Origin of the sequence: Mycobacterium angelicum (genome assembly GCF_002086155.1) — a bacterium.
GTDB lineage: Bacteria > Actinomycetota > Actinomycetes > Mycobacteriales > Mycobacteriaceae > Mycobacterium > Mycobacterium angelicum.
The window spans coordinates 14,817-41,788 of record NZ_MVHE01000048.1; the positions used below are offsets into that span (position 1 = coordinate 14,817).

At 66.7% G+C, this 26,972-nt stretch carries 22 protein-coding genes; 16 read left to right on the forward strand and 6 right to left on the reverse strand.

The window, feature by feature from the left end; all coding sequences use genetic code 11:
• Window positions 1-82 precede the first annotated feature (82 nt).
• Genes BST12_RS21450 through BST12_RS21465 form a run of 4 tightly spaced genes read left to right on the forward strand, consistent with a single transcriptional unit; the run spans window position 83 to window position 5,454 of the window.
• Window positions 83-1,060 (forward strand): ABC transporter permease, encoded by a 978-nt coding sequence (locus tag BST12_RS21450; protein WP_083115204.1) that lies wholly within the window; start codon window positions 83-85, stop codon window positions 1,058-1,060.
• Window positions 1,057-1,956: an ABC transporter permease gene (locus BST12_RS21455; protein WP_083115205.1), complete on the forward strand. Its 900-nt coding sequence runs from the start codon at window positions 1,057-1,059 to the stop codon at window positions 1,954-1,956. Before BST12_RS21450 ends, BST12_RS21455 begins: the two co-directional genes overlap by 4 nt.
• Window positions 1,953-3,791 (forward strand): dipeptide ABC transporter ATP-binding protein, encoded by a 1,839-nt coding sequence (locus BST12_RS21460; RefSeq protein WP_083115207.1) that lies wholly within the window; start codon window positions 1,953-1,955, stop codon window positions 3,789-3,791. Before BST12_RS21455 ends, BST12_RS21460 begins: the two co-directional genes overlap by 4 nt.
• Window positions 3,784-5,454, forward strand: a complete 1,671-nt coding sequence (locus BST12_RS21465; RefSeq protein WP_211281324.1) for an ABC transporter family substrate-binding protein — start codon at window positions 3,784-3,786, stop codon at window positions 5,452-5,454. The genes BST12_RS21460 and BST12_RS21465 overlap by 8 nt, the downstream gene beginning before the upstream one ends.
• Here BST12_RS21465 and BST12_RS21470 read toward each other — a convergent pair.
• Genes BST12_RS21470 through BST12_RS21485 form a run of 4 tightly spaced genes read right to left on the reverse strand, consistent with a single transcriptional unit; the run spans window position 5,441 to window position 12,139 of the window.
• On the reverse strand, window positions 5,441-6,709 hold the full coding sequence (locus BST12_RS21470) for an alpha/beta hydrolase (protein WP_083115210.1): 1,269 nt from the start codon (window positions 6,707-6,709) through the stop codon (window positions 5,441-5,443). The two genes, BST12_RS21465 and BST12_RS21470, sit on opposite strands and share 14 nt — an antisense overlap.
• A 41-nt stretch (window positions 6,710-6,750) precedes the next feature.
• The gene (locus BST12_RS21475) at window positions 6,751-8,340 is read right to left on the reverse strand and encodes a GMC family oxidoreductase (protein ID WP_083115212.1); all 1,590 of its coding nucleotides are present in this window, start codon (window positions 8,338-8,340) and stop codon (window positions 6,751-6,753) included.
• 32 nt (window positions 8,341-8,372) lie between these two features.
• Window positions 8,373-10,994, reverse strand: a complete 2,622-nt coding sequence (locus tag BST12_RS21480; RefSeq protein WP_083115214.1) for an AAA family ATPase — start codon at window positions 10,992-10,994, stop codon at window positions 8,373-8,375.
• Window positions 10,991-12,139: a metallophosphoesterase family protein gene (locus tag BST12_RS21485; RefSeq protein WP_083115215.1), complete on the reverse strand. Its 1,149-nt coding sequence runs from the start codon at window positions 12,137-12,139 to the stop codon at window positions 10,991-10,993. The genes BST12_RS21480 and BST12_RS21485 overlap by 4 nt, the downstream gene beginning before the upstream one ends.
• 127 nt (window positions 12,140-12,266) lie before the next feature.
• Here BST12_RS21485 and BST12_RS21490 point away from each other — a divergent pair, with 127 nt between their 5' ends.
• Window positions 12,267-13,634, forward strand: coding sequence for an HNH endonuclease signature motif containing protein (locus tag BST12_RS21490; RefSeq protein WP_083115217.1), 1,368 nt, complete (start codon window positions 12,267-12,269; stop codon window positions 13,632-13,634).
• Window positions 13,635-13,661: 27 nt separating this feature from the next.
• Entirely contained in the window at window positions 13,662-14,174 is a 513-nt protein-coding gene (locus BST12_RS21495; RefSeq protein ID WP_083115219.1) for a SixA phosphatase family protein, read from the forward strand.
• A gap of 41 nt (window positions 14,175-14,215) precedes the next feature.
• Here BST12_RS21495 and BST12_RS21500 read toward each other — a convergent pair whose 3' ends face one another.
• Complete coding sequence (locus BST12_RS21500) at window positions 14,216-14,770, reverse strand: DUF3558 domain-containing protein (RefSeq protein ID WP_083115221.1); 555 nt, start codon at window positions 14,768-14,770, stop codon at window positions 14,216-14,218.
• On the reverse strand, window positions 14,767-15,324 hold the full coding sequence (locus BST12_RS21505; protein WP_083115222.1) for a DUF3558 domain-containing protein: 558 nt from the start codon (window positions 15,322-15,324) through the stop codon (window positions 14,767-14,769). The genes BST12_RS21500 and BST12_RS21505 overlap by 4 nt, the downstream gene beginning before the upstream one ends.
• A 139-nt stretch (window positions 15,325-15,463) precedes the next feature.
• Here BST12_RS21505 and BST12_RS21510 point away from each other — a divergent pair, with 139 nt between their 5' ends.
• From BST12_RS21510 to BST12_RS21555, 10 genes are all read left to right on the forward strand, one after another.
• Complete coding sequence (locus BST12_RS21510; RefSeq protein ID WP_083115224.1) at window positions 15,464-17,203, forward strand: ABC transporter ATP-binding protein; 1,740 nt, start codon at window positions 15,464-15,466, stop codon at window positions 17,201-17,203.
• Window positions 17,200-19,113 (forward strand): ABC transporter ATP-binding protein, encoded by a 1,914-nt coding sequence (locus BST12_RS21515; RefSeq protein WP_083115225.1) that lies wholly within the window; start codon window positions 17,200-17,202, stop codon window positions 19,111-19,113. The genes BST12_RS21510 and BST12_RS21515 overlap by 4 nt, the downstream gene beginning before the upstream one ends.
• A 101-nt stretch (window positions 19,114-19,214) precedes the next feature.
• Complete coding sequence (locus BST12_RS21520; protein WP_083115227.1) at window positions 19,215-19,547, forward strand: DUF732 domain-containing protein; 333 nt, start codon at window positions 19,215-19,217, stop codon at window positions 19,545-19,547.
• 125 nt (window positions 19,548-19,672) lie between these two features.
• A complete protein-coding gene (locus tag BST12_RS21525; RefSeq protein ID WP_083115228.1) occupies window positions 19,673-20,440 on the forward strand; it encodes an LppX_LprAFG lipoprotein in 768 nt (255 codons plus the stop codon).
• A gap of 33 nt (window positions 20,441-20,473) precedes the next feature.
• Window positions 20,474-20,842: a DUF4189 domain-containing protein gene (locus BST12_RS21530; protein ID WP_083115230.1), complete on the forward strand. Its 369-nt coding sequence runs from the start codon at window positions 20,474-20,476 to the stop codon at window positions 20,840-20,842.
• A 93-nt stretch (window positions 20,843-20,935) separates the two neighbouring features.
• Complete coding sequence (locus BST12_RS21535) at window positions 20,936-21,655, forward strand: C39 family peptidase (RefSeq protein ID WP_083115232.1); 720 nt, start codon at window positions 20,936-20,938, stop codon at window positions 21,653-21,655.
• A gap of 200 nt (window positions 21,656-21,855) precedes the next feature.
• On the forward strand, window positions 21,856-22,554 hold the full coding sequence (locus tag BST12_RS21540) for a cysteine peptidase family C39 domain-containing protein (RefSeq protein WP_083115233.1): 699 nt from the start codon (window positions 21,856-21,858) through the stop codon (window positions 22,552-22,554).
• A gap of 124 nt (window positions 22,555-22,678) precedes the next feature.
• Window positions 22,679-23,839: an ATPase/transcriptional regulator EmbR gene (gene embR, locus BST12_RS21545; protein WP_083115235.1), complete on the forward strand. Its 1,161-nt coding sequence runs from the start codon at window positions 22,679-22,681 to the stop codon at window positions 23,837-23,839.
• A 171-nt stretch (window positions 23,840-24,010) separates the two neighbouring features.
• Window positions 24,011-25,804: a serine/threonine-protein kinase gene (locus BST12_RS21550; RefSeq protein WP_083115237.1), complete on the forward strand. Its 1,794-nt coding sequence runs from the start codon at window positions 24,011-24,013 to the stop codon at window positions 25,802-25,804.
• A 46-nt stretch (window positions 25,805-25,850) separates the two neighbouring features.
• A partial coding sequence (locus tag BST12_RS21555) for a serine/threonine-protein kinase (protein WP_139801821.1) occupies window positions 25,851-26,972 on the forward strand: 1,122 nt, incomplete at its 3' end.

Below are 26,972 nucleotides of genomic sequence, written 5' to 3' on the forward strand. Positions count from 1 at the left end.
CGAATCACCCGGATTACAAAGGATTACTGGGCCACCCGGCCCGGCCTCGCTACCCTGTCCCAATGCGACATCGTGGTCGGACATGACACGCTTTCTGGCTCGCCGGTTGCTCAACTACCTCATCCTGTTGGCGCTGGCCTCCTTCTTGACGTATTGCCTGACGTCGCTCGCGTTCTCGCCGCTGGAAAGCCTGATGCAGCGCAGCCCCCGCCCGCCGCAAGCAGTCATCGACGCCAAGGCCCACGATCTGGGCTTGGACAAGCCGATCCCGCTTCGCTACGCCAACTGGGTTTCCCATGCCGTGCACGGCGACTTCGGAAAGACCATCACCGGCCAGCCCGTCGGCACTGAACTGGGGCGGCGAATCGGAGTCAGCCTGCGGCTACTGGTGGTCGGCTCGGTGGTCGGCACGGTGCTGGGCGTGGTGCTCGGGGCGTGGGGCGCCATCCGCCAGTATCGGCTCAGCGACCGGGTCGTCACCATGTTGGCCTTGCTGGTGTTGAGCACGCCGACGTTCGTGATCGCCAACCTGCTGATCCTGGCCGCGCTACGGGTCAACTGGGGACTGGGCGTTCAGCTCTTCGACTACACCGGGGAGACCTCGCCGGGCGTGACCGGCGGGTTCTGGGACCACTGGGGCGACCGGCTGCAGCACCTGGTGCTGCCCTCACTCACGCTGGCACTCGGCGCTGCCGCCGGATTCAGCCGCTATCAGCGCAACGCCATGCTCGACGTCCTCGGCCAGGATTTCATTCGCACCGCACGCGCCAAGGGACTCACCCGGCGGCGCGCCCTGGTCAAGCACGGACTGCGCACGGCGCTGATACCGATGGCCACGCTGTTCGCCTACGGGGTGGCCGGACTGGTCACCGGCGCGGTGTTCGTCGAGAAGATCTTCGGTTGGCATGGCATGGGCGAGTGGGCGATTCGCGGCATCTCGACGCAGGACACCAACATCGTTGCCGCGATCACGGTATTCTCCGGCGCGGTGGTCTTGCTCGCCGGCCTGCTGTCCGACGTCTTCTATGCCGCGCTTGACCCCAGGGTGCGGGTGTCATGAGCGCCGTAACCTCAACGGACACCGTCGAATTCAAGTCCCGGCGCACCCTGGTGCTGCGGCGGTTCCTGCGCAACCGGACGGCGGTGGCATCGCTCGGGCTGCTGGTGCTGCTGTTCGTCGGCTGCTACGCGTTGCCTTCGGTGCTCCCCTACTCCTATGAAGACCTCGATTTCGACGCGCTGCTGCAGCCGCCCAACACCCGGCACTGGTTCGGGACCAACGCGCTGGGCCAGGACCTGTTGGCCCAGATCCTGCGGGGCATGCAGAAGTCGATGCTGATCGGTGTGTGCGTTGCGGTGATATCGACCGGAATAGCCGCCACCGTCGGGGCGGTCTCCGGCTATTTCGGCGGCTGGCGGGATCGTGCCCTGATGTGGGTGGTGGACCTGCTGCTGGTGGTGCCCAGCTTCATCCTGATCGCGATCGTGACGCCGCGCACCAAGAGCTCGGCCAACATCATGTTCCTGGTGCTGCTGCTGGCCGGGTTCGGCTGGATGGTCAGCTCCCGCATGGTGCGGGGCATGACGATGAGCCTGCGTGACCGCGAATTCATCCGGGCCGCAAGGTATATGGGTGTATCCAGCCGCCGGATCATCGTCGGCCACGTGGTGCCCAATGTGGCGTCCATCCTGATCATCGACGCCGCCCTCAATGTCGCCTTCGCCATCCTGGCCGAAACCGGCTTGAGCTTCCTGGGTTTCGGCATCCAGCCGCCGGACGTCTCACTGGGCACCCTGATCGCCGACGGCACCGCGTCCGCGACCACGTTCCCCTGGGTGTTCCTGTTCCCCGCCGGCGTTCTGGTGCTGATTCTGGTGTGCGCCAACGTAACCGGTGACGGCCTGCGCGACGCGCTGGATCCGGGCAGCAGAACCCTGCGACGCGGTGGCCGATGAGCCCGCTGCTCGAGGTGAGCGACCTCGCCGTCGCCTTCCCCACCGACGGAGATCCGGTGACCGCGGTGCGCGGCATCAGCTATCGCGTCGACCCGGGCGAAGTGGTGGCCATGGTCGGCGAGTCGGGATCGGGCAAGTCCGCCGCGGCGATGGCCGTGGTCGGGCTGCTGCCGGAGTACGCGCAGGTGCGCGGCTCCGTGCGGCTGGCCGGCACCGAGCTGCTGGGGCTGGCCGATAACGAGATGTCACGCTATCGCGGCCGGATGATCGGCACGGTGTTCCAGGATCCGATGTCGGCGCTGACCCCGGTCTACACCGTCGGAGACCAGATCGCCGAGGCGATCCGGGTGCATCAGCCCGCGGTCGGCAGGAAAGCGGCGCGCGCTCGCGCGGTGGAATTGCTTGAGCTGGTGGGGATCTCACAACCGGAACGGCGTGCCCGCGCCTTTCCGCACGAGCTGTCCGGAGGCGAACGGCAACGGGTGGTGATCGCGATCGCGATAGCCAATGATCCCGACCTGTTGATCTGTGACGAACCCACCACCGCACTCGACGTCACCGTGCAGGCGCAGATCCTGGAAGTGCTCAAGAAGGCGCGCGACGTAACCGGCGCCGGTGTGCTGATCATCACCCACGACCTGGGAGTGGTCGCCGAATTCGCCGATCGGGCGCTGGTGATGTACGCCGGCCGCGTCATCGAATCCGCCGGAGTGGACGACCTTTACCGGGACCGCAGGATGCCCTACACCGTCGGACTGTTGGGTTCGGTTCCCCGGTTGACCGCCGCGCAGGGCACCCGCCTGGTGCCCATCCCCGGCGCACCGCCGTCGCTGGCCGGGCTGGATCCCGGATGCCCATTCGCGCCCCGCTGCCCGCTGGCGATCGACGAATGCCGTGCTGCCGAGCCACCTTTGATCGAGGTGGCCGCCGACCACCGGGCGGCGTGCATACGCACCGACCAGGTCACCGGCCGCAGCGCGGCCGACATCTACGGCGTCAGCACCGAACGGCTCGCCGCCGAGCCGGACGACTCGTCCGTGGTGGTGAGAGTGCAAGACCTGGTCAAGACCTACCCGCTGACCAAGGGGGTGCTGCTGCGCCGGTCGGTCGGCGAGCTGCGCGCCGTCGACGGCGTCAGCTTCGAGCTGCAGCGCGGCCGCACCCTGGGCATCGTCGGCGAATCCGGTTCGGGCAAGTCGACCACCTTGCATCAGATCCTGGAACTCGTTGCCCCACAGTCAGGTTCGATCGAAGTGCTCGGAAACGACGTCGCCGCCCTGGATGTCGGCAGCCGGCGGGCGCTGCGACGAGACATTCAGGTCGTCTTCCAGGACCCGGTGGCCTCGCTGGACCCGCGGCTACCCGTTTTCGATCTAATCGCAGAACCATTGCAGGCCAACGGTTTCAGCAAGGACGACATCCATGCCAGGGTCGACGAGTTGCTGGGCATCGTGGGCCTGCGCCGTGCCGACGCCAGCCGCTATCCCGCCGAGTTCTCCGGCGGGCAGAAGCAGCGCATCGGTATCGCACGAGCGTTGGCGTTGCAGCCCAAGATACTTGCCCTCGACGAACCGGTGTCCGCGCTCGACGTGTCCATCCAGGCCGGCATCATCAACCTGCTACTCGACCTACAAGAACGGTTCATGTTGTCGTATCTGTTCGTCTCCCATGATCTTTCGGTGGTGAAGCACCTTGCGCACCAGGTGGTGGTGATGTTTCGCGGAACCGTCGTCGAGCACGGCGACAGCCAGGGGGTCTTCGGCAATCCACAGCACGAGTACACGCGCCGGCTGCTGGGCGCGGTACCCCAACCCGATCCGGGCAGAAATGTCTAGCCGGGCGAGGCTTTTCATCGCGATGCTGCTCGGCGCCCTGGTGTTGTCGGGATGCTCGGCGGTACAGGTGACGCCCCCCGCCGCCGGACACACCAGCCTGGGCACCAGCAGCGACATCAATCCGCAGAATCCGGCCACCCTGCGCGACGGTGGCAATCTGCGGCTGGCAATGAGCAACTTCCCGGCCAACTTCAACGTCTTGAACATCGACGGGAACGAGGCCGAAGTCGCCGGGATGATGAAGGCCACCTTGCCGCGGGCCTTCCGCATCGGCCCGGACGGCTCTACGACGGTGGACACCGACTTCTTCACCAGCGTGGAACTCACCGGCACCAACCCCCAGGTGATTACCTACACCATCAACCCCAAGGCATTCTGGTCCGACGACACCCCGATCACCTGGCACGACATCGCCAACCAGATCCATGCCACCAGCGGCGTGGACAAGGCATTCGAGTTCGCCTCTCCCAACGGCGCCGACCGCGTCGCCTCGGTGACCCGCGGCGTCGATGACCGGCAGGCCATCGTCACTTTCGCCAAGCCTTACGCCGAGTGGCGGGGCATGTTCGCCGGCAACGGCATGCTGCTGCCCAGCGCCGTCACCGCCACACCCGAAGCATTCAACAAGGGCGCGATCGACGCCCCCGGCCCGTCCGCCGGACCGTTCATCGTGTCCACCCTCGATCGGGCCACGCAGCGAATCACCTTGACCCGCAACCCGAAATGGTGGGGCAAGCAGCCACGGCTGGACACCATCACCTATCTGGTCCTCGACGATGCGGCACGGTTGCCGGCGTTGCAGAACAATACGATCGACGCGACCGGGATCGGCTCCCTGGACCAGCTCGCCATTGCCGAGCGCACCAAAGGCATCTCCATCCGCCGCGCGCCCGCGCCCAGCTGGAGCCATTTCACCTTCAACGGCGCTGCCGGGTCGATCCTTGCTGACACCGCCCTGCGGCTGGCGGTATGCAAGGGCATCGACCGACGAACGATCGCGAAGGTCGCCCTGTACGGGCTGGCCAGTGATCCAAAGCCGTTGAGTAACCACATCTTCGTCGCCGGCCAGGAGGGCTATCAGGACAACGGCAACGTCCTGCCCTACGACCCCGAGCAAGCCGAACGCGATCTCGATGCCCTGGGCTGGAAGCTCAACGGCAGATTCCGGGAGAAGGATGGCCACCAACTGGTCGTGCGGCTGTTGTTCTACGACTCGCAGGGCAGCAAGCAGTTCGCGCAGATCGCTCAGCACAGCCTCGCCGATGTGGGCGTCAAGCTCGAGCTTCAATCGCGCTCCGGCAGCGGCTTTTTCAGCAACTACGTCAACGTCGGAGCGTTCGACATCGCATTGTTCGGCTGGTCTGGCGACGCGTTCCCGCTGTCCGGGCTCACCCAGATTTACGCGTCCGACGGGGAGAGCAACTTCGGCAAGATCGGCAGCCCGGAAATCGACGCGGCCATCGAGCGAACGCTCGCGGAGCTTGATCCGGGCAAGGCCCGGGCGTTGGCCAATGACGTCGACAAACTCATTTGGGCGGAGGGATTCAGCCTGCCGCTGACTCAGTCGCCCGGCGACGTGGCGGTGCGCAGCACGCTGGCCAACTTCGGTGCGACGGGCCTGGCCGATTTGGAGTACACCGACATCGGGTTCATGCGTACTTGACGGGGTGCGGTAGCGGCCGTCCTCGGCGGCCGGCCGACAACGCCGACAGCGCCGACTCGAGCGTGGCCGCCAGCTGAATTGCCTTCCACAGCAGGCGCAGATAAAGACGCGGCGGCAGCGCGTCCAGTTGCCGCGCCCGCTCGACAAGCCCGTCGATGTCGCCACGACATACCGCCGCGGCGATGGCCAATGCGGCCGGTTCCCGGAAGTCCACCGCGCTGTGCGACATGGTCGGCAAGCGCAGCAGGGTCGCGCCCGGCACCAGTGCCGCCACCCGCTCGGACACCGCGGACGGCGTGACGAGGTCACGGCCACCGGCTACCACCACCGTGGGCCAGTGAAATTTCGGCATCTCGACGGATAGGTCGAATGGTTCTGCGACGAAATGATCTGTCACTTTTAGTGTTTCGCGGAAGGCCAGAGCGGGGTCGATCGGGAGTCCGTCGGGTTCGGCGGCGTAGTCGAGTTCGCGGAATGCGATGCGGCCTACCAGGTCGAGTTCGAGGCGGTACGGAACTTTGCGCGAGACTATCGCGCCGACCCGGGATAGCGCTGTCCACAACAGCATTCGGCCTTGGAGCAACAGATCGAGTTGGCGTTCGAGTAAATCGGGCCCGCCGTGGCCGTAGACCGTCGCCGCGATCTGGCCCGCGGAGGCTGTCATGATCCCGGCATCGACCAGTCGGCGCATCTTAGGTGCCAAAGCGGCCGTTTCCGCGGTGTCGCCCTCCAACAGCCGGCCGCGAATGGCGTCACGAACAATCGCGATGTCCTGGTGGGACAGCACCGGTGAGTCCAGGATCATCGCGGCCACCAGTCGGGGATGCCGGACGCCCAGCCCGGCAGCGACATAGGTGCCATACGACGTGCCGTAGATGACGGCCGACTCCACGTGCGCGTCGTCGAGCACCGCCGCGACGTCGTCGATCACCTGATCGACGGTGATCGCTTCCGGCGGTAGATCCACGCCGCAGTCGTCGTGGCGCGACATGCCCACCCCGCGGTGCTCGATCATGATGACGTCAAGGCCGGCTGCGGCCGCGCGGCGCCGCAACCCCCGGTAAGGGAGTACCGAGGCCATGCCCGGTCCGCCCGGGATGAGCACCAGCGGTTGTCTGGACTTGCGGCCGGCGCGCACGTAGTACAGGTCGAACTCTTCGTCGTCGCCCGGTGACACCGGCCGGCGCACCGTTCCCACCCCGGGCAGCTTCGCCAGCCTCGCGTGCACCCGGCGCCGCTTCGCGTTCATGGTCATTGCCGTCGGACCGCCATTGCCCCATTCTGCCGGTGACTGGCTCAACCGCGGATCAGATCAGCCGCCTTCTCCCCGATCAGCACCGAGGGCGCGTGCGTGTGCCCGCGGATCGTGCTGGGCATCACCGATGCGTCGGCGATCCGCAGGCCGTCGACTCCGCGCACCCGCAGCTGCGGATCCACCACGCTGGCCTCGTCGTTGCCCATCCGGCAGGTACCGAGCGGGTGATAGAGGGTGTGCGAGCAGTTTGTGAGCGCCAGCTCGAGGGTCTCCTCGTTCAATTCAGTGCGGTTGCGGGGCCGCGCGATGGGCCCCAGGAAGGGCTTGAGCGCGGGAGCTTCGGCGATCTGGGCGCATATCCGCAGGCCCGCCATCATCGCAGCGCGATCCACGCCACCGGGATCGGACAGATAACGCGGTTCGATGATCGGCTTGGCCGCCGGGTCGGCCGAGCGCAGCGTGATCTGGCCGCGGCTTTCCGGCGCCACCAGAATCGGCCCGAACACCACCCCGTGTCCCGGCGACTGCACCAGCAGGCCCTCGTCGTAGAACGGCGCCGGGGCGAAGATCAGCTCGATATCGGGCAGCTCGAGGTCGGGCCGGCTGCGGAGAAAGCCGTAGGCCTCCCCGACATTGGAGGTGAGCATGCCGCGGCGCCTGGTCAGGTAGTTGATCAGCTGCTTGGGCGTTTGCGCGGCCGCCAAGCTGCCCTTCTCGACGGCGAAACCCAGCGGTGTGACGAGATGGTCGAGCAGGTTTCGGCCCACCTCGGGAGCGTGGTGGACGGTGTCGATGCCGTGCTCGGTGAGATGGTCGCGGTCGCCGATGCCGGAGAGCATCAGCAGCTGCGGGCTGTTGACGGCGCCGCCGCACAGGATGACCTCGCGGCGGGCGTAGGCGACGGTGGTCTGGCCCTTGCTCCGGTATTCCACGCCGACGGCGCGGGTCCCGTCGAACACGATTCGCGTCGCGGTGGCCTCGGTGAGCACGGTGAGGTTTTTGCGTTGCATCACCGGCTTCAGGTAGCCGTCGGCGGTACTGAACCGAGCGCCGCGACGCTGGGTAACGACGGTCTCGCAGAACCCTTCCGGGGCAACGGAATTCGGTTGCGCGGCGGGTAATCCGCATTCCCGGGTGGCTTGCAGCCAGGCGGCGGTCAGCCCGTTGGGGCTGCGCTGACGGGACAGGTGCAGGGGACCGCTGACGCCACTATCGTCGCCGCTGACGAAATGCCAGGCATCGGTGACATTCTCGATGCGCCGGAAGTAGCCGAGCGCTTCGGCGTACGACCAGTCCGGACCGGCCCGCGATGCCCATTCGTCGTAGTCCGCGCCGAATCCGCGGACCCACATCATCGCGTTCATCGACGAGGACCCGCCGAGCACTTTGCCTCGCGGCCAATAGATTTCGCGCCCACCGAGCTCCGGCTGCGGTTCGGTCAGGTAATCCCAGTCGACCTCGCTGCGGAACAGTTTGGAAAACGCCGCCGGAATGCCGATGAATCTGTTCTTATTGCGCGGGCCTGCCTCCAAAGCCAGCACCGAAACAGCCGGGTCGGCGCTAAGCCGATTGGCCACCACCGCCCCGGCCGAGCCGGTACCGACTACCAGGTAGTCGCATTGAATGTCCATGGTCTTGGTGGTGAGTGTATGACGCGGAGTTGCTAAACGGCGAGATCGATGCGATGCGCGCTCTTCACCCCCTCGTACCGGTCGGGGCTGCAGGTCAGCACGATCACCTGCCCGCTAGCGCCCACGTCGTCGAATACCTCTCCCATCCTGGCCAGCCGGCCGGGATCGCTGAACCCCAGCGCGTCGTCGATGACAACCGGCACGGTGTCCTCCTTGGCGACCAGCACCGCCCCTGCCAGCCTGGCCAGGATGGCGAGCTGTTCCTTGGCGCCTCCCGACAAGGACTCGTAGGGCACGGTGATGCCGTCCACGGTTCGGCTGCGGATCCGCAGATCACTGTCGACGTCCACCTCGAAGGTGGCCCCGAACACCGGCCGGCCGAGCCGCTGCAGTTCGGCGCGGTACGGCTCGACATAGCGCAAGCGGGTGGTGTCGCGATGACGCGCCATCACCGAACGCAACAGTTGCACGGCCCGGGCCCGGCCGCCGACCCGGTCGTGCTGGACGCGCGCGTGCTCACGCGCGGTCTCGGCGTCGTCGAGTTTGCCTTTGCGGCCCTGGGTGCCGAACACCGAAAGTTCAACGGCGACTTCGCGCAGCGCGTGCACGGCGTCGTCGTGGCGTTCGCGCAGCGACTGGACCACTGCGGCGGCCTCTTTCAATTCCGCGGCCACGGTGTCGGGCGCGGTCGCGTTCAGCGCCCTGGCCAGCTCTGCCACTCGTTGCTCGGCGGCCTGTTGGGCTGTCTGGTCGGCCTGCGCCTTGGCGGCCAGATCTGCGTCGCCGACCGACGCCCGTTCGCTGGCCAGCCGGGCGGCGGCCGCATCGAGCTCGCTGCGCTGTGCCACCACCTGGTTTTCTAAAACCGTTGCTCGCGTGGCTGTTTCGGCGAGGTTCGCAGCGGCGTCGGCCGCGATCCGGCGTCGCGTATCACATTCGGCTTGCGCGGCCGTGCGCGCCACCTCGGCCGCGTCGAGTTCGGCGCGTGCCGTTGCGGCATCCGTCCCGAACAGATCGGGCGCTTCGGGTTGCGCCGCAACCAACTGCGCCAGCCGGGTGCGCAGCTGGTCCACCTGCTCGTCGCCGCACAATCCCGAGTGGGTGGCGGCCAGCTGGTCGCGGCTGCTCTGCAGTTCGCGGCGTTTCTTGTCAGCTGCTTTGGCTGATGTCAGGTCGCTGACACCGGCAGCTGCCAGCACTTTGGCGAGTTCATCTTGCGCCGCAACGTATTTCGTCTGCACATCGAGCGCGGAGGCGCCGGGCGTGAGCCGGGCCGTCAATACACCGGGAACCTGCACTTCGGTGGGACCGGTAGCGGTGATCGCCCAGCTCTGGCCCGCCGCCAGCACCACCCGCTGATCGCCCACCGCCAGCTCGATATCGGCCGCGGCGGTGAATTCCACGGCTGTGGACATCAACGTCAGCTGCCCACTCGCGCGATCGGCCGCGGCTGCGGCGGCTTCGATTCGCTGCAGCAGCTCCTCGGTCACCGTGATCTCGCGTAGCCTTTCGTCGATTCGGTCGCACTCGGCATGGATCGCGTCGACTTTGGCCAGCCGGGCGCCCAGCCGGTCGGCCTCGTCGCGAGCGGCGATCTGATCTACAGCCCGCCGGGCCGATTCGGCCCGGCACTGGACGGCGGGCAGCTGCTGGGCCGCCCCCTCGACGGCGGCATCGGCGGCTGCGGCATCGGCTTTGGCCGTCGCGAGCTGGCCGGCGGCTTCGTGTGCCGCCGCTTCGGAGTCGGCGATCGATGCTGTGCGAGAGCCTATTTCGGCCAGCAGTCTTAGCCTCGCGGTGTGCGCTGCGGTGGACGCGACGCTGGTAGCGGCGACCGCGGTTGCCACCAGTTCGGCTTCGCGCGCTTCGTCGGCAAGGGCGGCGATCTGTTCGGCGGCCGCCTTGGCGGCGACCAGCCTCGGACCGGCAGCGACACGCTGCCGCGACAATTCGGCCACCTGCTCGGTCAGGTCGGCGTGACGACGCACCCGGTCATCGACCTCGGCTACCGCGAGGGCACACTCCACCACCCTCGCCTCGGCGTCGGCCAGCCGCGAGATGGCGGCGGCCCACTCGCCGGTGGGGCGACCGGTCGCGGTGAAGTAGCGCGCGAATTCGGCGTCGATGCGCTCGATGAGTAGCGGCTCGGTGCCCGACAGGGTTCCGTTGTCACCGGCGGCGATGTCGAGCGCACGTGACAACGCGTCACAACCGGACAGATCCACCGCCTCCGTCGAGGCAGCCTGCAGCACGCGCTGGGCACGCCACAGCTCGGTGTCCACCGTCTCGGCCAACATCGCCCGGACGCGATCATGGGCCTCGTCGCCGGTCAGCTGCTCACGACGTGGCGCCAGCACCGTCAACTCCGTCTCACACTTCTTGTGGAAGCGCTTGCGATAGACGAAACGGTAAGGGCCGCTGCTGAACTCGGCCGTCACTTCGGAGGATGCATCGGCGTGCGTGGGTTTGACTTGCTTGACTTCTTTCTTGGTCGACCGATCCTTGAATTCCAGCAACAGGTCCAGCGCTTCGATCATGGACGTCTTGCCGATCTCGTTGTCGCCGCACACCACGACCACGCCGTGATCGGGGAACTCGATGTCCCGGTGAGCGATGCCGCGGTAGTTCGTCAAGACCAGCCGGTGCAGTTTCATGCCGCGCCCCGATCCGCGAGCCGCAGTAAAAGTGCCAGTGCCGCTTGGGCATCCACCGCGGACTCGTCTCCCGCGCGCGCCGTTGCGACCAGCTCGTCGACCGCGGCCGCGGCGAAACCGCCGATGCCGAGGCCGGTGAACTCGCCGTCGGCGGGCACCACGGCAAGCTCGGTGTGCCGTTCCCACAGCCCCAGCCAGGCGAACAGCCGCGCGTACTTGTCCAGACACGCATCGAGTGCCGCGCGGTCGGTGACGGTCAACGAACCCGTCAGCGCCAGCCGCACCACCGTGCGTTCCTTATCGGGCAGCTGGTCCAAGTTCAGGTCCAGGTCGGCGATCTCGCGGTTATCGTCCACCTGCCGATGCAGCGTGGTAAACCGCCAACGCCCAACACTTTTGGGCTCGACCCGGACCGGCCGGTGCGGGTCTTCTTCGTCGATTTCCACGACCAGCACATGACCCGGGTCGGACTCGACATCATCGAAGTTGGTCACTTCCGGTGAGCCCGAGTACCACACTCGTCCGCTGCTGCCGACCTGGGTGAGGGAATGCTTATCGCCCAGTGCCACATAGTGAATCACGCTGTCGGACAGCGCCTTATCTATGCCAGCCAGTCGAATCAGCGAGGGCTTGTCACGATCGGGATCCAAGACGTCCACGCCGCCGTGGGCGACCACCACCCGGGTGACGTCGGTCGGGCACAGGCCGTTGAGCGCCTCGGCGACGAGGTCGCTGGTGGGCGCCTTGGACCGCCAGGGTGCCGCGATGATCTCCAGGCCCGGCCTTATGTGATGCACCCCGGCACGGTCGAGCACGATGACGTTGTCCGGGCATTCGGCGGTGAACAGCGCGCTGGTGTAGACCGATGATGCATCCAGCGGATCATGATTGCCCGGCAGCAGGTAGACCGGAATCCCGATGGCGCGCATGGCTTCTAACGACTGCGCGATCACCTGCGGTGCGAGCTGGTTGTGCTCGAAGACATCGCCGGCGACCACGGCGAATTCGGCGCCCACTTCGACGGCCAGCGCGCCCAGGCCGGCTACCGCGTCGCGGCGGGCCGCCGAATAGCGGGGCTGGGCGTCACCGGCGAGGAAGTGCCGGGTCATGCCTAGCTGCCAGTCGGCGGTATGCAGGAATTTCATCCTGGCGCCCTCCTCCCGAACTGCGTTTCTTTCCAAGGCATTGCGAGTGTAGGACTGGGCTCTGACAAGTTCGGGGACGTGCGTCGGCAGGTCATTCTTGTCGGGAGTGCGGTGTAGTGTTCCGAACATGTGTTCGAGTGCTCGGGAAGCCGTCGTGACGGCATTCGACGCGTTGCGTGCCGCGGTGTCCGGTGTGCTCGAGCTGTCGTTTGATGCGTCGACGACGCCGGAACGGTTACGGGCGTTGGAGCGCCTGGAGGAGGAGACGCAGCGGTTGCCTGCGGCGCGGCATGCGTTGATCAATCAGATCGCCGAGCAGTCCGACGAAGCCGAACTGGGTGGCAAGCTGGACAAGGCGCTGGCCAATCGATTGCGCATTACCCGCAGGGAGGCCAGACGGCGTATCGCTGAAGCCGAGGATCTGGGTGAGCGCCGGGCTTTGACCGGCGAACCGCTGCCACCGCAGCTGACGGCCACCGCTAAAGCCCAACGCCAGGGCCTGCTCGGCGACGAGCATGTGCAGCTGATCCGCCGCTTCTGCACCCGGCTGCCCGAAGCGGTGGACCTGTTCACCAGAGACGCCGCCGAGGCTGACCTTGCCGACAAGGCCTCCCAGTATCGCCCCGACCAGCTCGCCGACTACGCCAAGGTGCTGGCAGACTGCCTCAACCCCGACGGCAACTACAGCGATGCTGACCGCGCTCGGCGGCGCGGGATCACGCTGGGCAACCAGGAATTCGACGGCATGTCGCGCATCAGCGGCCTGGTGGACCCGCAGTTGCGGGCCGCTATCGAAGCGACGCTGGCCAAGCTGGCCGCCCCGGGCATGTGCAATCCGGAGGACGAGATGCCGGTGCTTGACGGGCAGGCCTCGCCGGAGGCGACGCGGCGCGACCTCCGCAGCGCGGCGCAACGCAATCACGATGGACTGCTGGCCGGGCTGCGAGGTCTGTTGTCCTCCGGAAAATTGGGTCAGCACAACGGATTACCCGCTTCGATCATCGTGACCACGACGCTCAAAGACCTCGAAGCCGCCGCGGGCCGCGGCTTAACGGGCGGCGGCACCCTGCTGCCTATGTCCGAGGTGATCCGACTGGGCCGGCACGCGAACCACTATCTCGCCATCTTCGACAAAGGCAAACCCCTGGCGCTTTACCACGCGAAAAGACTCGCCTCACCCGGGCAGCGAATTGTGTTGTACGCGAAGGAACGTGGCTGCACAGCGCCCGGCTGCGAGGTGAAGGGCTACTACTGCGAAGTGCACCACACCAAAGAGTGGGCGACCACTCATCGCACCGACATAGACGAACTCACCTTTGCCTGTGGAGCCGACCACAAACTCCCCGAACAGGGCTGGACCACCCGCAAGAACTCCAAAGGCGAAACCGAGTGGATACCTCCGCCCCATCTCGACTACGGGCAACCCCGCGTCAACACGTTTCACCACCCGGAGATGCTCCTGTACCAGGCGGATGACGATGACGACGCGGCGTAGCCGAGGGCCTCCACTAACGTGTGTCCGATGAACGAGCAGCAGCGCACGCTAGTGCTGATGCGGCATGCGAAGTCGGCCTACCCCGAAGATGTTGCCGATCACGAGCGGCCGTTGGCGCCCCGCGGTACCCGCGAGGCGGGCCTGGCCGGGGACTGGCTGCGCGCCAATCTGTCCCCGATCGACCTGGTGCTGTGCTCGACGGCAACACGTGCACGGGAAACCCTGGCGTGCAGCGGTATCGACGCTCCGCTGCGATACGTCCAGCGGCTTTACGGCGCGGCGCCCGGAACCGTGATCGAAGAGATCAACGGTGTGCCCGACGAGGTGAAGACGCTGCTGGTCATCGGACATGAGCCGACGATGTCGTCGGTGGCGATCATCCTGGCCGGTGCCGAAGGCACCGACACCGCCGCCGTCGACCGGATTGCGCGCAAGTTCCCGACGTCAGGGCTGGCCGTACTCCGCGTCAGCGGCGGCTGGGAGGAGCTCGAACCCAGCACCGCGGCGCTCGTCGAGTTCCATGTGCCGCGCGAAGAGTAGGAGCGGGTTGCCCAGCTAGGCGCCCCAGCTAGGCGCCCCAGCTAGGCGTTGGTCGCCAGGGTCAGCTCCATCAGCTTGATGGCCTGGCCGCAGGCGTCGATGCCGGGCGCTTGCGGGTTGACCCACCAGCCGACCACTCCAGCCGCGTCGCTGGCCACACCGCAGGCACCGTTGGGATCGTTCGGGCGCATCACAATGGAGTCGATGCCCTGGATCGAGCGGTTCTCGATCTGGTATTTCAGCCCCTCGGCGACCTTGCGCTCGTTGCTCAGGCTGCCCTGCTCGAACCAGAACCGGGTGATGTCGATCAGCCCGGCCGGGTTGGCCGCCTGCCAGCGGCAGATCGCGCCGACGAACGTGCTCTGAATGTCCAGCGGATCCGCACCGACGGTCTTGGCCAGGATGTCGGTGGTCAGCACCTCACATTCCTTGAGCAGGTTCGGATACTGCCGTTCGGAATTGTCGTTGCGGGGCACGCCGCCGCTACCGGCCTTTACGGCGGTGCCGCCCACCGATCTCGAGCAGCCCGTCAGCACCACCAGCACGCTGAGCACCGCCGCAACCACCGCGACCACGCCACGCGTCCGCCGGTTCATTTCGAGTTCGCAATCGACTGGCGGGTCAGCTCTTTAGCGATGTCGCACGGCGGCGGGAATGGCTTCTGACTGAAGCTCACCGACCATTCGATGAAGTCGTCCTGAAATTGGATCCCGATTTCACACAGCGAGTCCCCCAGGCTGGGCTCGTTGCCGACCGCGATGAAGCCGCTGTGGCCATTGATGTTGATGTCCTCGACGCTGGCGCGCGACAGCTCCTCAGTTTTACGTTCGCGCCCGATCGGGCTGCCGCGATACCAGGAGAAAGAGAAGTGCGGGCCCGAGATGCCGCCGCCCGCCAGCCATTGGCAGCCCACCGAGTTCTTGGCGGTGTTGATCAGCCCGGTCATCCTGGTCTGCTCGGCGACCGTCTGATCGCTGACGCCGCCGCATTGCGGGAAAAACGGCCCGTGGTGGCCCTCCGAGTTCCCCTGCGACGACGAGATCGTCGCACCTGGCTTGTCGCCACCGGCACTCGAGCACCCGGCAATGACCGGGCCCAACGCCACTAGGGCCGAGACCGCCACCGCCAGCTTCGTCACGTTACGCCGCACCGGTACCTCTTCTGCTGGTCACAGGATGCAGTGTAGGGGCAGCACCACAGGTCAACCACCGACACGCCATCTGATCAGGCATTTCCGGCTTACCGGTAGACCCGGCGCGGGTGCCCAACCACTGTGCGACAGTTACCCAATGCTGCGGGCACTGCTGCGCCAGTACATCCGGCCGTACCGCCGGCTGGTCGCGGTGCTGATGGTACTGCAGCTGATCAGCACCCTGGCTTCGCTGTACCTGCCGACGGTCAATGCGGCGATCATCGACGACGGCATCGCCAAGGGCGACACCGAAAAGATCATCCGGCTGGGCTTGCTGATGCTGGCAGTCACCGGTCTACAGGCGCTGTGCGCAGTGGGAGCCATCTACTTCGGCTCCCGGACCGGGACGGGTTTCGGCCGCGACCTGCGCGCGGCCATGTTCGAGCACATCATCACGTTCTCCGAGCGGGAGACGGCCCGATTCGGCGCCCCGACGCTATTGACCCGCAGTACCAACGACGTGCGCCAGATCGTGTTCCTGGTCCAAACCGGCGCCAACATATTGGTCACCGCCCCGCTCATGTGCGTCGGCGGAGTCATCATGGCCATCCACCAGGAAGCCGCCCTGACGTGGCTGCTGCTGGTCAGCGTTCCCACCCTGGCCATCGCCAACTACCTGATCATGACTCGGATGCTGCCGCTGTTTCGGCGCATGCAGGCCCTGATCGACGGCATCAACCGGGTTATGCGCGACCAGCTCTCCGGTGTGCGAGTGGTCCGCGCATTCACCCGCGAAAGCTATGAGCGAAACCGGTTCGCCCAAGCCAACACCGCGTTGTCGAATACCGCCCTCAGGTCGGGGAACTACCAGGCGCTGATGCTGCCGGTCACCACCTTGACCATCAACCTGTCCAGCGTCGCGGTGATCTGGTTCGGCGGTTTGCGCATCGACAAAGGCCAGATGCAGGTCGGCTCGCTGAGCGCCTTCTTGTCCTACTTCGCCCAGATCCTGATGGCGGTGCTGATGGCGACCATGACGCTGGTCGTGCTGCCGCGCGCGTCGGTATGCGCCGAACGCATCACCGAGGTGCTGGGCACCCGCACCGCCGTCGACAACCCGCCCGACCCCAAGTTCCCGCCGCTCGGCATCAGCGGGGCACTGCGTCTGGATAACGTGACGTTCACCTATCCCGGTGCCGATTGCCCGGTGCTGCAAGATATTTCGCTGACGGCACGCCCGGGCACCACCACGGCCATCGTCGGCAGCACCGGCTCGGGCAAGTCGACGCTGGTGTCACTGATCTGCCGACTCTACGACGTCACAGCCGGCGCGGTCCTGCTCGACGGAATCGACGTGCGCGACTACCACACCGAGCGGCTCTGGTCGGCGATCGGCCTGGTGCCCCAGCGCGGCCACCTGTTCTCCGGCACGGTCGCCGACAACCTCAGATACGGCAAGGCCGAGGCAACCGAACAAGAAATGTGGGAAGCGCTGCGGGTGGCCGCGGCCGAGGAATTCGTCAGGGCACACGGGCTGCACATGCGCGTGGCTCAAGCAGGCGTCAATTTCTCCGGCGGCCAGCGCCAACGGCTGGCGATCGCCCGGGCCGTCATCCGCCGGCCGGCCCTCTACCTCTTCGACGACGCGTTCTCCGCGCTGGACGTACACACCGACGCCCGGGTGCGCGCCGCAGTGCGCGAAACGGCCCGCGATGCCACGATTATCGTCGTCACCCAACGGGTTTCGACCGCCGCCCAGGCCGACCAGATCGTCGTCGTCGACAACGGCGGGATCGTCGGCACCGGCACCCATGAATCACTGGTAACCGACTGCGCCGCCTACGCGGAGTTCGCCGCTTCCCAGTCGGTGGGCGCCGGCATCGGGGGCCCACGGTGAGCGCGCCGGTGGGCGCCCGCCCCCGCGGCGCCGCGCCGGATCCCAAGGCCCGGTCGCGCGACTTCTGGGGAACGGCGACGAGGCTGGTGAAACGGCTTGCGCCGCAACGCCGGCTGAGTCTGGCGGTGATCGCCCTGGGCATCACCGGCACCGCGATCGGAGTCGTGGTCCCGCGGATCCTCGGCCACGCCACCGACCTGTTGTTCAACGGCGTGATCGGCCGGGGCCTACCTAAGGGCATCACCAAGGCCCAGGCCGTCGCCGCGGCCCGGGCTCGCGGGGACACCACCTTCGCCGACCTGCTGTCCCGAATGAACGTGGTGCCGGGGCAGGGCGTGGACTTCGACGCCGTGGCGCGCACGCTGGCGCTGGCGCTGGCCATGTATTTGGTTGCCGCGCTGTTGATTTGGTCTCAGGCGCGGCTGCTCAACCTCACCGTGCAGCGGACTATCAGCGCGTTGCGTTCCGACGTCGAAGACAAACTGCACCGGCTGCCGCTGGCCTACTTCGACAACCGGCAGCGCGGTGAGCTGCTGAGCCGAGTCACCAATGACATCGACAACGTTCAGTCCTCGCTGTCGATGACGATCAGTCAGCTGGTCACTGCGGTCCTGACGGTGGTGGCCGTGCTGGCGATGATGGTGTCCATCTCTCCGCTGCTGGCACTGATTACCGTGCTCACCGTTCCACTTTCCCTGTTGGCGACGCGCGCGATCACCAAACGTTCGCAGCGGCTCTTCGTGGCGCACTGGACCAGCACCGGCCGCCTCAACGCCCATATCGAAGAGACCTACAGCGGGTTCACCGTCGTCAAGACGTTCGGCCACCAGGCCGCCGCGCGAGAACAGTTCCGCAAGCTCAACGACGACGTCTATCAGGCCAGCTTCGGCGCGCAGTTCTTCTCCGGGCTGGTCGGCCCGGCGACGACGTTCATCGGCAATCTCGGCTATGTCGCGGTCGCGGTGATCGGCGGCCTGCAGGTGGCTACCGGCCAGATCACCCTGGGCAGCATCCAGGCGTTCATCCAGTACGTCCGCCAGTTCAACCAGCCCATCGGCCAGGTGGCCGGCATGTACAACAGCCTGCAGTCCGGCGTCGCCAGTGCCGAGCGGGTGTTCGATCTGCTCGACGAGCCGGAGGAATCCCCCGACCCCGAGCCCGGCCTGAAACCTGAGCCGGACACGCAGCCGGGACGCGTCGAGTTCAGGCACGTGAACTTCGCCTACCGCCCGGGCATCCCGGTGATCCGCGACCTGTCCCTGCTGGCCGAACCCGGCAGCACGGTGGCGATCGTCGGCCCGACCGGCGCCGGCAAGACCACCCTGGTGAACCTGCTGATGCGGTTCTACGAGGTCGACTCCGGCGAAATCCTGCTCGACGGCATCAACATCGCCGCGCTGAGCCGGCATTCGCTGCGATCGCGCATCGGCATGGTGCTACAGGACACCTGGCTGTTCGACGGGACCATCGAGGACAACATCGCCTACGGGCGGCCCGACGCCGGCACCGAAGAAATAGTGGCAGCGGCCAGGGCCGCCTACGTCGACCGGTTCGTCCACACCCTCCCGGCCGGCTACCAGACCCGGATCAGCGGCGACGGCGGCAACGTCAGCGCCGGCGAAAAGCAGCTCATCACGATCGCCCGCGCTTTCCTGGCGCGTCCGCAGCTGTTGATCCTGGACGAGGCCACCAGCTCGGTCGATACCCGCACCGAATTGCTCATCCAGCGCGCGATGTGCGAACTGCGCCGGGACCGGACGAGCTTCGTTATCGCCCACCGGCTTTCGACGATTCGCGATGCCGACCAGATCCTGGTCGTCCAGGACGGTCGGATCGTCGAGCAAGGCGATCACGCCGAGCTGCTGGCCCGGCAGGGGGCGTACTACGCGATGACCCAGGCTTCGATTTAGCCGGCCCGCGGCGTTACCAAGAAGTTATAGAGAATCCGCCAAGCGCCGGCCCCGATTCTGAGGTCACCCAGCCAGGAGACCACCTCAGCAAGGAGCCAAAAATGTTCTCACCCCGCATCACCGCAGCCCTCACCACCGCAGTCGGCGCCGCGGCCGTCGGGCTTGCCGTCGCCACCGCGGGCGCCGCCTCGGCCAGCTCCGCCGACGACACATTCATCTCCCAGATGCAATCGATCGGCGTCAGCTTCTCCTCCCCGCAGGCCGCCGTGCAGCAAGGCCACCAGGTGTGCAAGGAACTCGCCGCCGGCAAGACCGGCACCGAGATCGCCAACGAGGTGCTGAGCCAGACCAACCTGACCTCCAAGCAAGCCGCCTACTTCGTCGTCTACGCCACCAAGGACTACTGCCCGCAGTACGCCGGCCAGCTCGCCTAATCGCCGCACCCGCAAGTGGGGATCCCGTGCACCGGGATCCCCACTTGCTCGTTTGCCCTCATTAAGCTCGGTGTCCGGGGTAGCCGGCTGTCGGCCAACACAAGGACCAAGATAGGGAGAAGTCGATGAAGCTTCCGACTCGTGCCAACCGGACCCGTGTCGCCGCCGCGGTTGCCGCGCTCGCCCTGTTCGCCGCCGTCCCCGCCGTCGGCGGCTGCGGGCAGCACGGCGGCTCGAACGCCAAATCGTCGTCCACTGCACCCAATGGAACGGGCAACGGAACCAGCGGCGAGGCCGCCACACTGCTCAAGCAGGCCGCCGATGTGATGCGGAAAGTCACCGGAATGCATCTGACCCTCTCCGTGCAGGGCGACGTGCCCAACCTGCGGGTGACCAAACTCGAGGGCGATATCTCCAACACGCCGCAGACAGTCGCCACCGGCAGCGCCACCATGCTCGTCGGCAACAACCCCCAGGACGCACAGTTCGTCTACGTCGACGGGCATCTCTACTCCGACCTCGGGCAGCCGGGCACGTATACCGACTTCGGCAACGGCGCCTCGATCTACAACGTGTCGATCCTGCTGGACCCGAACAAGGGCTTGGCCAACCTGCTGGCCAACCTCAAGAACGCTGCGGTGGCCGGTACCCAACAGCTCAATGGTGTTGCCACCACGAAGATCACCGGAGACTCCAGCGCCGACGACGTCGCAACGCTGGCCGGATCCCGCCTGACCGACGAGAACGTCGCGACGGTGCCGACTACCGTCTGGACCGCCTCGGACGGGTCCTCCCACCTGGTCCAGCTGCAGATCGCCCCGACCTCGAACACTTCGGTGACGCTGACCATGTCCGATTGGGGCAAGCAGGTCACCGCAACCAAACCGGTCTAGCAACCTCCCGCCCTGGCGAAAGGACTTCACTACATGACGACGAGACGGCTGGCGGTGGTTGTCGCCCGCCTAATGATTGTCACCGCGATGCCCCTCACCCTGGCCCCGGCGATGGTCCCGACGGCACAAGCCGCCGACTCTTACGGCGCAATCGCCTACTCCGCCAACGGTTCCTGGGGCCGGTCGTATGCATACCCGACGCGGGCGGCGGCCGAAGCTACCGCGGTCAAGCATTGCGGCTACTCCGATTGCAAGGTGCTGACCACCTTCACCCAGTGCGGTGCGGTGGCCGCCAAAGATCACGACTACAAGGGCGGAGTAGGCACCGATTTGAGTGCCGCGATGAAGGACGCGCTGAGCAAGCTCGCCGGCGGCTATATCGACACCTGGGCGTGCAACTAGTAGACACGCACACCAATCACTCCAAGGATTCGTCGAGATAACAGATAGGTCTTGATCCGAGCCTTTTCTCAACAGCCCGAGAAAAGGACAACCATGAAGATCTCCCCCGCCATCAAGACCTCTTTCAAGACCGCGTTGCAGACCGCCCTGTTGGCCGTCGCCGCCGGTGCCGTCGCGCTCGGCGTGGCCGGTCCGGCCGACGCATCCGCGGCCACCATGTACGGGGATCCCGCTGCGGCCGCAAAGTGGTGGCGCCACCAGAAATACGACGACTGCTTGCTGATGGCCAGCGCCGACGTGGTCGGTCAGATGACCGGCAAGGAGCCCTCGGAGGCGGCCATTATCAAGCTGGCTCAGAACACCCCGAGCACCGTGCACCCCGGCTCCATTTACGTCAAGCCCGCCGACAAGAAGCACCCGAACTCGGGCCAGGGCACGAGTTTCGGGGACTTGCCGGCGCTGCTGGGACACTACGGCGTCGAGGTCCAGATGACCGATCAGAGTCACAGCCCGAAGACCGGTGTCGCCACGGGCATCGAGGCGCTCGAGCAATACCTGGGCAGTGGCCGCAAGGTGATCGTCGACGTGAACGCCGAAATGATCTGGGGCCAGCCCGTTGAGACCAAGGACAGCGACGGCAACCCGGTGGGCGACCACGCCGTGGTGGTGACCGGTATCGACACCGCCAACGGCGTGGTGCACCTCAACGACAGCGGCAACGAGAAGGGCCGCGACGAGCAGATCCCGATGGAGCTGTTCACCAAGGCTTGGGCCACCAGCGACTACTTCGTGGTCGTCACCACGGACAAGTGATACAAGACAACTCCTAAAGCGGTCAGGCGCCCGGTTTCTCCGCCGGACGGCTGACCGCTTTGTTGCATTGCCTGCCAATGCAATTCAGCTTCGACAGATCACTCCAAGAATTCGAGGAGATAACAAAAAGGCCACCCCGCGAACCTTTTCTCAACGCCCCTTCCGCAACGGCGGATCGAGACCCGAGAAAAGGACCACCAGTGAAAATCTCCACCGCGTTCAAGACCGCCATCTTCGCCACCGCCGCCAGCGCGCTCGCGCTCGGATTGGCCAGCCCGGCCGAAGCGTCGTCGGGCACCATGTACGGCGACCCGACGGCGGCCGCGAAGTACTGGCGCCACCAGAACTACGACGACTGCGCGATCATGTCCAGCGCCGACGTGGTCGGCGAGCTGACCGGCAAGCTGCCCTCGGAGCGGGCCATCATCAAGGTTGCCCAGAACACCCCCAGCACCACCCACCCGGGGTCGATCTACCTCAAGCCGGCCGACAAGAACAACCCCAACTCCGGCATGGGCACCGACCCCGACGACCTGCCTACCCTGCTGGCGCACTACGGAATCCACGCGGTCAACACCGACGCGGACACCGCCGGCAAGACCGGCGTCGCCACCGGCATGGAGGCACTCGAGCAGTACCTGGGCAGCGGCCACAAGGTGATCGTCGGAGTCAACGCCGAAATGATCTGGAACCAGCCGGTCGAGAGCAAGGGCAGCGACGGCCAGCCGCGCGCCGACCACGCCGTGGTGGTCACCGGCGTCGACACCGCCAACGGAGTGGTGCACCTCAACGACAGCGGTAACCCCAACGGCCGCGACGAGCAGATCCGGATGGACATCTTCGTCAAGGCCTGGGCCACCAGCCACAACTTCATGAGCGTCACCCAAGAAACCAAGTGACCACTGCCCCAAAACAATTGGGACACCCGCACGGTTCCGGCACCGGGACCTGCGGGTGTCTCTTAGGTGGATCGGGAACTTCGTACCACAATGACAGGGATTGAGACCATGTTGCCAACACGGAATGGCTGGTAGCGCGATGGAGGACAGACGCCTCGAATTCGGTCTGCTGGGACCGTTGGAGATGAGCATTGACGGCGCCCTGGTGCCGCTGGGCACCCCGAAACAGCGGGCGGTGCTGGCCATGCTGGTCATCAACCGCAACCGGCCCGTCGGGGTCGACGCGCTCATCACCGCCCTGTGGGAGGAGTGGCCGCCGTCGGGAGCCCGGGCCAGCATCCACTCCTACGTGTCCAATCTGCGCAAGCTGCTCAGCAATGGCGGCATCGATCCGAAGACCGTATTGGCCGCGGCGCCGCCGGGTTACCGGCTCAGCATCCCGGACAACACCTGCGATCTGGGCCGCTTCATCGCCGAGAAGACCGCGGGTGTGCACGCCGCCGCCGCCGGCCGGTTCGAGGAGGCCAGCCGTTACCTTTCGGCCGCACTGAAGGAATGGCGCGGCCCCGTGCTCGACGACCTACGGGACTTCCAGTTCGTCGATTCCTTTGCCACCGCTCTGGTCGAGGACAAGATTCTGGCCCACACCGCCAAGGCCGAAGCCGAAATCGCTTGCGGACGAGCGTCCGCGGTGATCACCGAGCTCGAGGCCCTCGTCGTCGAGCATCCGTACCGCGAGCCGCTGTGGACACAGCTGATCACCGCCTACTACCTCACCGACCGTCAATCCGACGCCCTGAACGCGTATCGGCGGGTGAAGACGACCCTGGCTGATGATCTCGGCATCGACCCCGGCCCGACGCTGCGGGCTCTCAACGAACGGATCCTGCGGCAGGAACCACTGGACGCCAAAAAGACCGCGAAGACCACCGCTGCCGGCACCGTCACCGTCCTCGACCAGCGCACCATGGTCACCGGCCAGCGGGCCATCGCCTCGTTGCACGACATAGCCTCCGGCCACAAATACCCATTGCAGTCCGCGGCGACCCGGATCGGTCGTCTCAGCGACAACGACATCGTGCTGGACAGCGCGAACGTGAGCCGCCATCACGCCGTCATCGTGGACACGGGCACCAACTACATCATCAACGATCTGCGCTCCTCGAACGGCGTACACGTGCAGCACCAACGGATCCGCGCCGCAGCCACCCTCAACGACGGCGACCACATCCGTATCTGCGACTACGAATTCACGTTTCAGATCGCCGGCCCGCCCCAGGGCTAACAGGCAATCGCGGCAGAAGCGGTGGTGCTGGCGGAGCCTTACCGTCATGATTACCGTCATGGGTTGCTGGGCCCTGCCGGGCTCGGGGGCCGTTGGTTGTTGGGCCGAGCCGGGTCCAGCGTCCGGTTGATAGGGTCGTCGGGATTCGGAGCGGGCTGAGGAGGATCGGCGATGAGCGAGGCGTCAGACTCGCGGGTGGGGTCAATGTTCGGCCCTTACCACCTCAAACGGCTGCTGGGCCGCGGCGGGATGGGTGAGGTCTACGAGGCCGAACACACCGTCAAAGAGTGGACCGTCGCGGTCAAGCTGATGACCGCGGAGTTCAGCAAAGACCCGGTGTTTCGCGAGCGGATGAAGCGCGAGGCGCGCATCGCCGGCCGGTTACAGGAACCGCACGTGGTGCCCATCCACGACTACGGCGAGATCGACGGCCAGATGTACTTGGAAATGCGCATGATCGAGGGCACCGACCTCGACAGTGTGCTCAAGCGATTCGGCCCGCTGACCCCGCCGCGCGCCGTCGCCATCATCACCCAGATCGCCTCGGCCCTGGACGCCGCGCACGCCGCCGGCGTGATGCACCGCGACGTCAAGCCGCCCAACATCCTGGTCACCCGTGAGGATTTCGCGTACCTGGTCGACTTCGGGATCGCCAGCGCCACCACCGACGAGAAGCTGACGCAGTTGGGTACGGCGGTGGGCACCTGGAAATACATGGCGCCCGAACGGTTCTCCAACGACGAGGTGACCTACCGCGCCGACATCTACGCGCTGGCCTGTGTGCTCTACGAGTGCCTGACCGGCTCGCCGCCCTACCGCGCCGACAGTGCGACGACGCTGGTGACCGCGCACCTGATGGACCCCGTCCCGCAGGTGAGCGCCGCCCGTTCGGGCATTCCGAAGTCGTTCGACGCGGTGATCGCGCGCGGCATGGCAAAGAAGCCCGAGGAGCGCTACGCCAGCGCCGGTGATCTGGCGCGAGCCGCGAAGGAAGCGCTGAGCGACCCCGATCAGGACCACGCCGAAGACATCCTGCGCCGCAGCCGCGAATCCACCATGCTCGGCACCGGGCTGGCCGAGCAGCCGCCGACGGTTGCCGCCGGCACGCCGCCGCCCGGCCCGGCGCCGGCGCCGCCGCCACCGCCATATGGCGACCCGCTCAGTTCGGGACCCATGCAGCGGCCCGCCCCGGCCGGCCAGCCGCAGTGGTCCAGTGGTCCGGTCCCGGCCGCCGCTCCGACCCCCCAGTACTTCCAGGGCAGCAGCTGGGGCGGCACACCGCCGGGCACCCCACCGCCCCAGCAGCCGGGTGGACCGTGGAGCCAATCGCCGGCACCCCGCAAGCGCAACCCGTGGCCGATCGTCGCCGGCGCGGCCGCGGCCGTCGTGGTGCTCGTGCTTGCCGGCATCGGCATCTGGATAGCCACCCAGCCCGACGACAAGCAGCCGATCGCCGACAACTCGTCGACGCCGGTCACCACCCCTAGCTCCAGCAAGCCGCTGTCGACGCCGCCGACTTCGACCACTCCGGCCGACCCGCAAAGCAGGCTGCTCAGCTTCCTGCCGGCCGGCTACTCCAGCGGCACCTGCACAGCGACCACGCCCAAGCCGAACAGCGTGTGGACCGGCGCGGTGGCCATGGTCGACTGCGGGCAGAACTCCAACCAGGGCGGCCCGAGCCGCGCCGTCTACGGATTGTTCCCCAGCCTTGACGCGCTCAAGCAAGCCTTCAACGACGACATCGGAGCGGGCGAGCTGTCCAATTGCCCCGGCGAAGGACCGTCGCCGGACACCTGGCACTACGCCAAGTCGCCCAATGTCGTCGCTGGGATGATCGCGTGTGGCACTTACAAGAACCACCCCAACGTGATCTGGAGCAACGAGTCCAAACTCATGCTCAGCGACGTCTTCGGGGACCCGGCCACCCTGGAGGACCTGCACAGCTGGTGGGCCAAGTACGGCTGATCAACGGTCCCCGGGCCCGGAGTGCGGTTGGTTTGGAGGGGCAGCGATGAGCGAGGCGCGTGGCTCTCGGGCGGGGCAGACGTTCGGGCCCTACCTTCTCAAACGACCGCTGGGCCGCGGCGGTATGGGCGAGGTCTACGAGGCCGAGCACACCGTCAAGGGATGGACGGTCGCGGTAAAGCTGATGTCCGAATCCGTCAGCAGCGACCCGGTTTTCCGCGAACGGATGAAGCGCGAAGCCCGCATCGCCGGCCGACTGCAGGAACCCCACGTGGTGCCCATTCACGACTACGGCGAAGTCGACGGGCTGATGTTCCTGGAGATGCGTCTCATCGAGGGCACCGACCTGGACACCATGCTCAAACGCTTCGGTCCGCTGCCGCCGCCGCGGGCGGTGGCCATCGTCACCCAGATCGCCACGGCCCTGGACGCCGCCCATGCCGCCGGGGTGATGCACCGCGACGTCAAGCCGCCCAACATCCTGGTCACTCGCGACGACTTCGCCTACCTGGTCGACTTCGGAATCGCCAGCGCCACCACCGACGAGAAGCTCACCCAGATGGGCACCGCGGTGGGCACCTGGAAATACATGGCGCCCGAACGGTTTACCAACGACGAGGTGAGCTTCCGCGCCGATATCTATGCGTTGGCGTGCGTACTCTACGAGTGCCTGACCGGCGTCGCGCCGTACCCGTCCGACAGCGCCGGAATGCTGGTCAGTGCCCATATGATGGACCCGATCCCGCGGCCCAGTGCCGCCCACTCGGGTATCCCCCGGGCCTTCGACGACGTGATCGCTCGCGGCATGGCCAAACGGCCGCTGGACCGCTACGCCAGCGCCGGTGACCTGGGGCGGGCCGCACACCAGGCGCTGAGCACTCCCGACCAGAACCGGGCCAAGACCATCCTGCGCCGCAGCCGGGAAGCCACCCTGCCGGCTGGACCGGCTGGACCGGCTGGGCAGGCTGGGCCGGCTGGGCAGGCTGGGCCGGCTGGGCCGGCTGGACCGGCTGGGCCGGCTGGGCAGCAAACCGTCCAGCACCCGCCGGCGCCGACGACGCCGATCGCGGCGCCAACCACGCCAGTGGGCCCGCCGAGTTATCCGTCCTGGCCGGCAGTGCCGGTCATGCCGAACGCCGGCCCGCCCCCGATGGGCCCGCCACCCCAC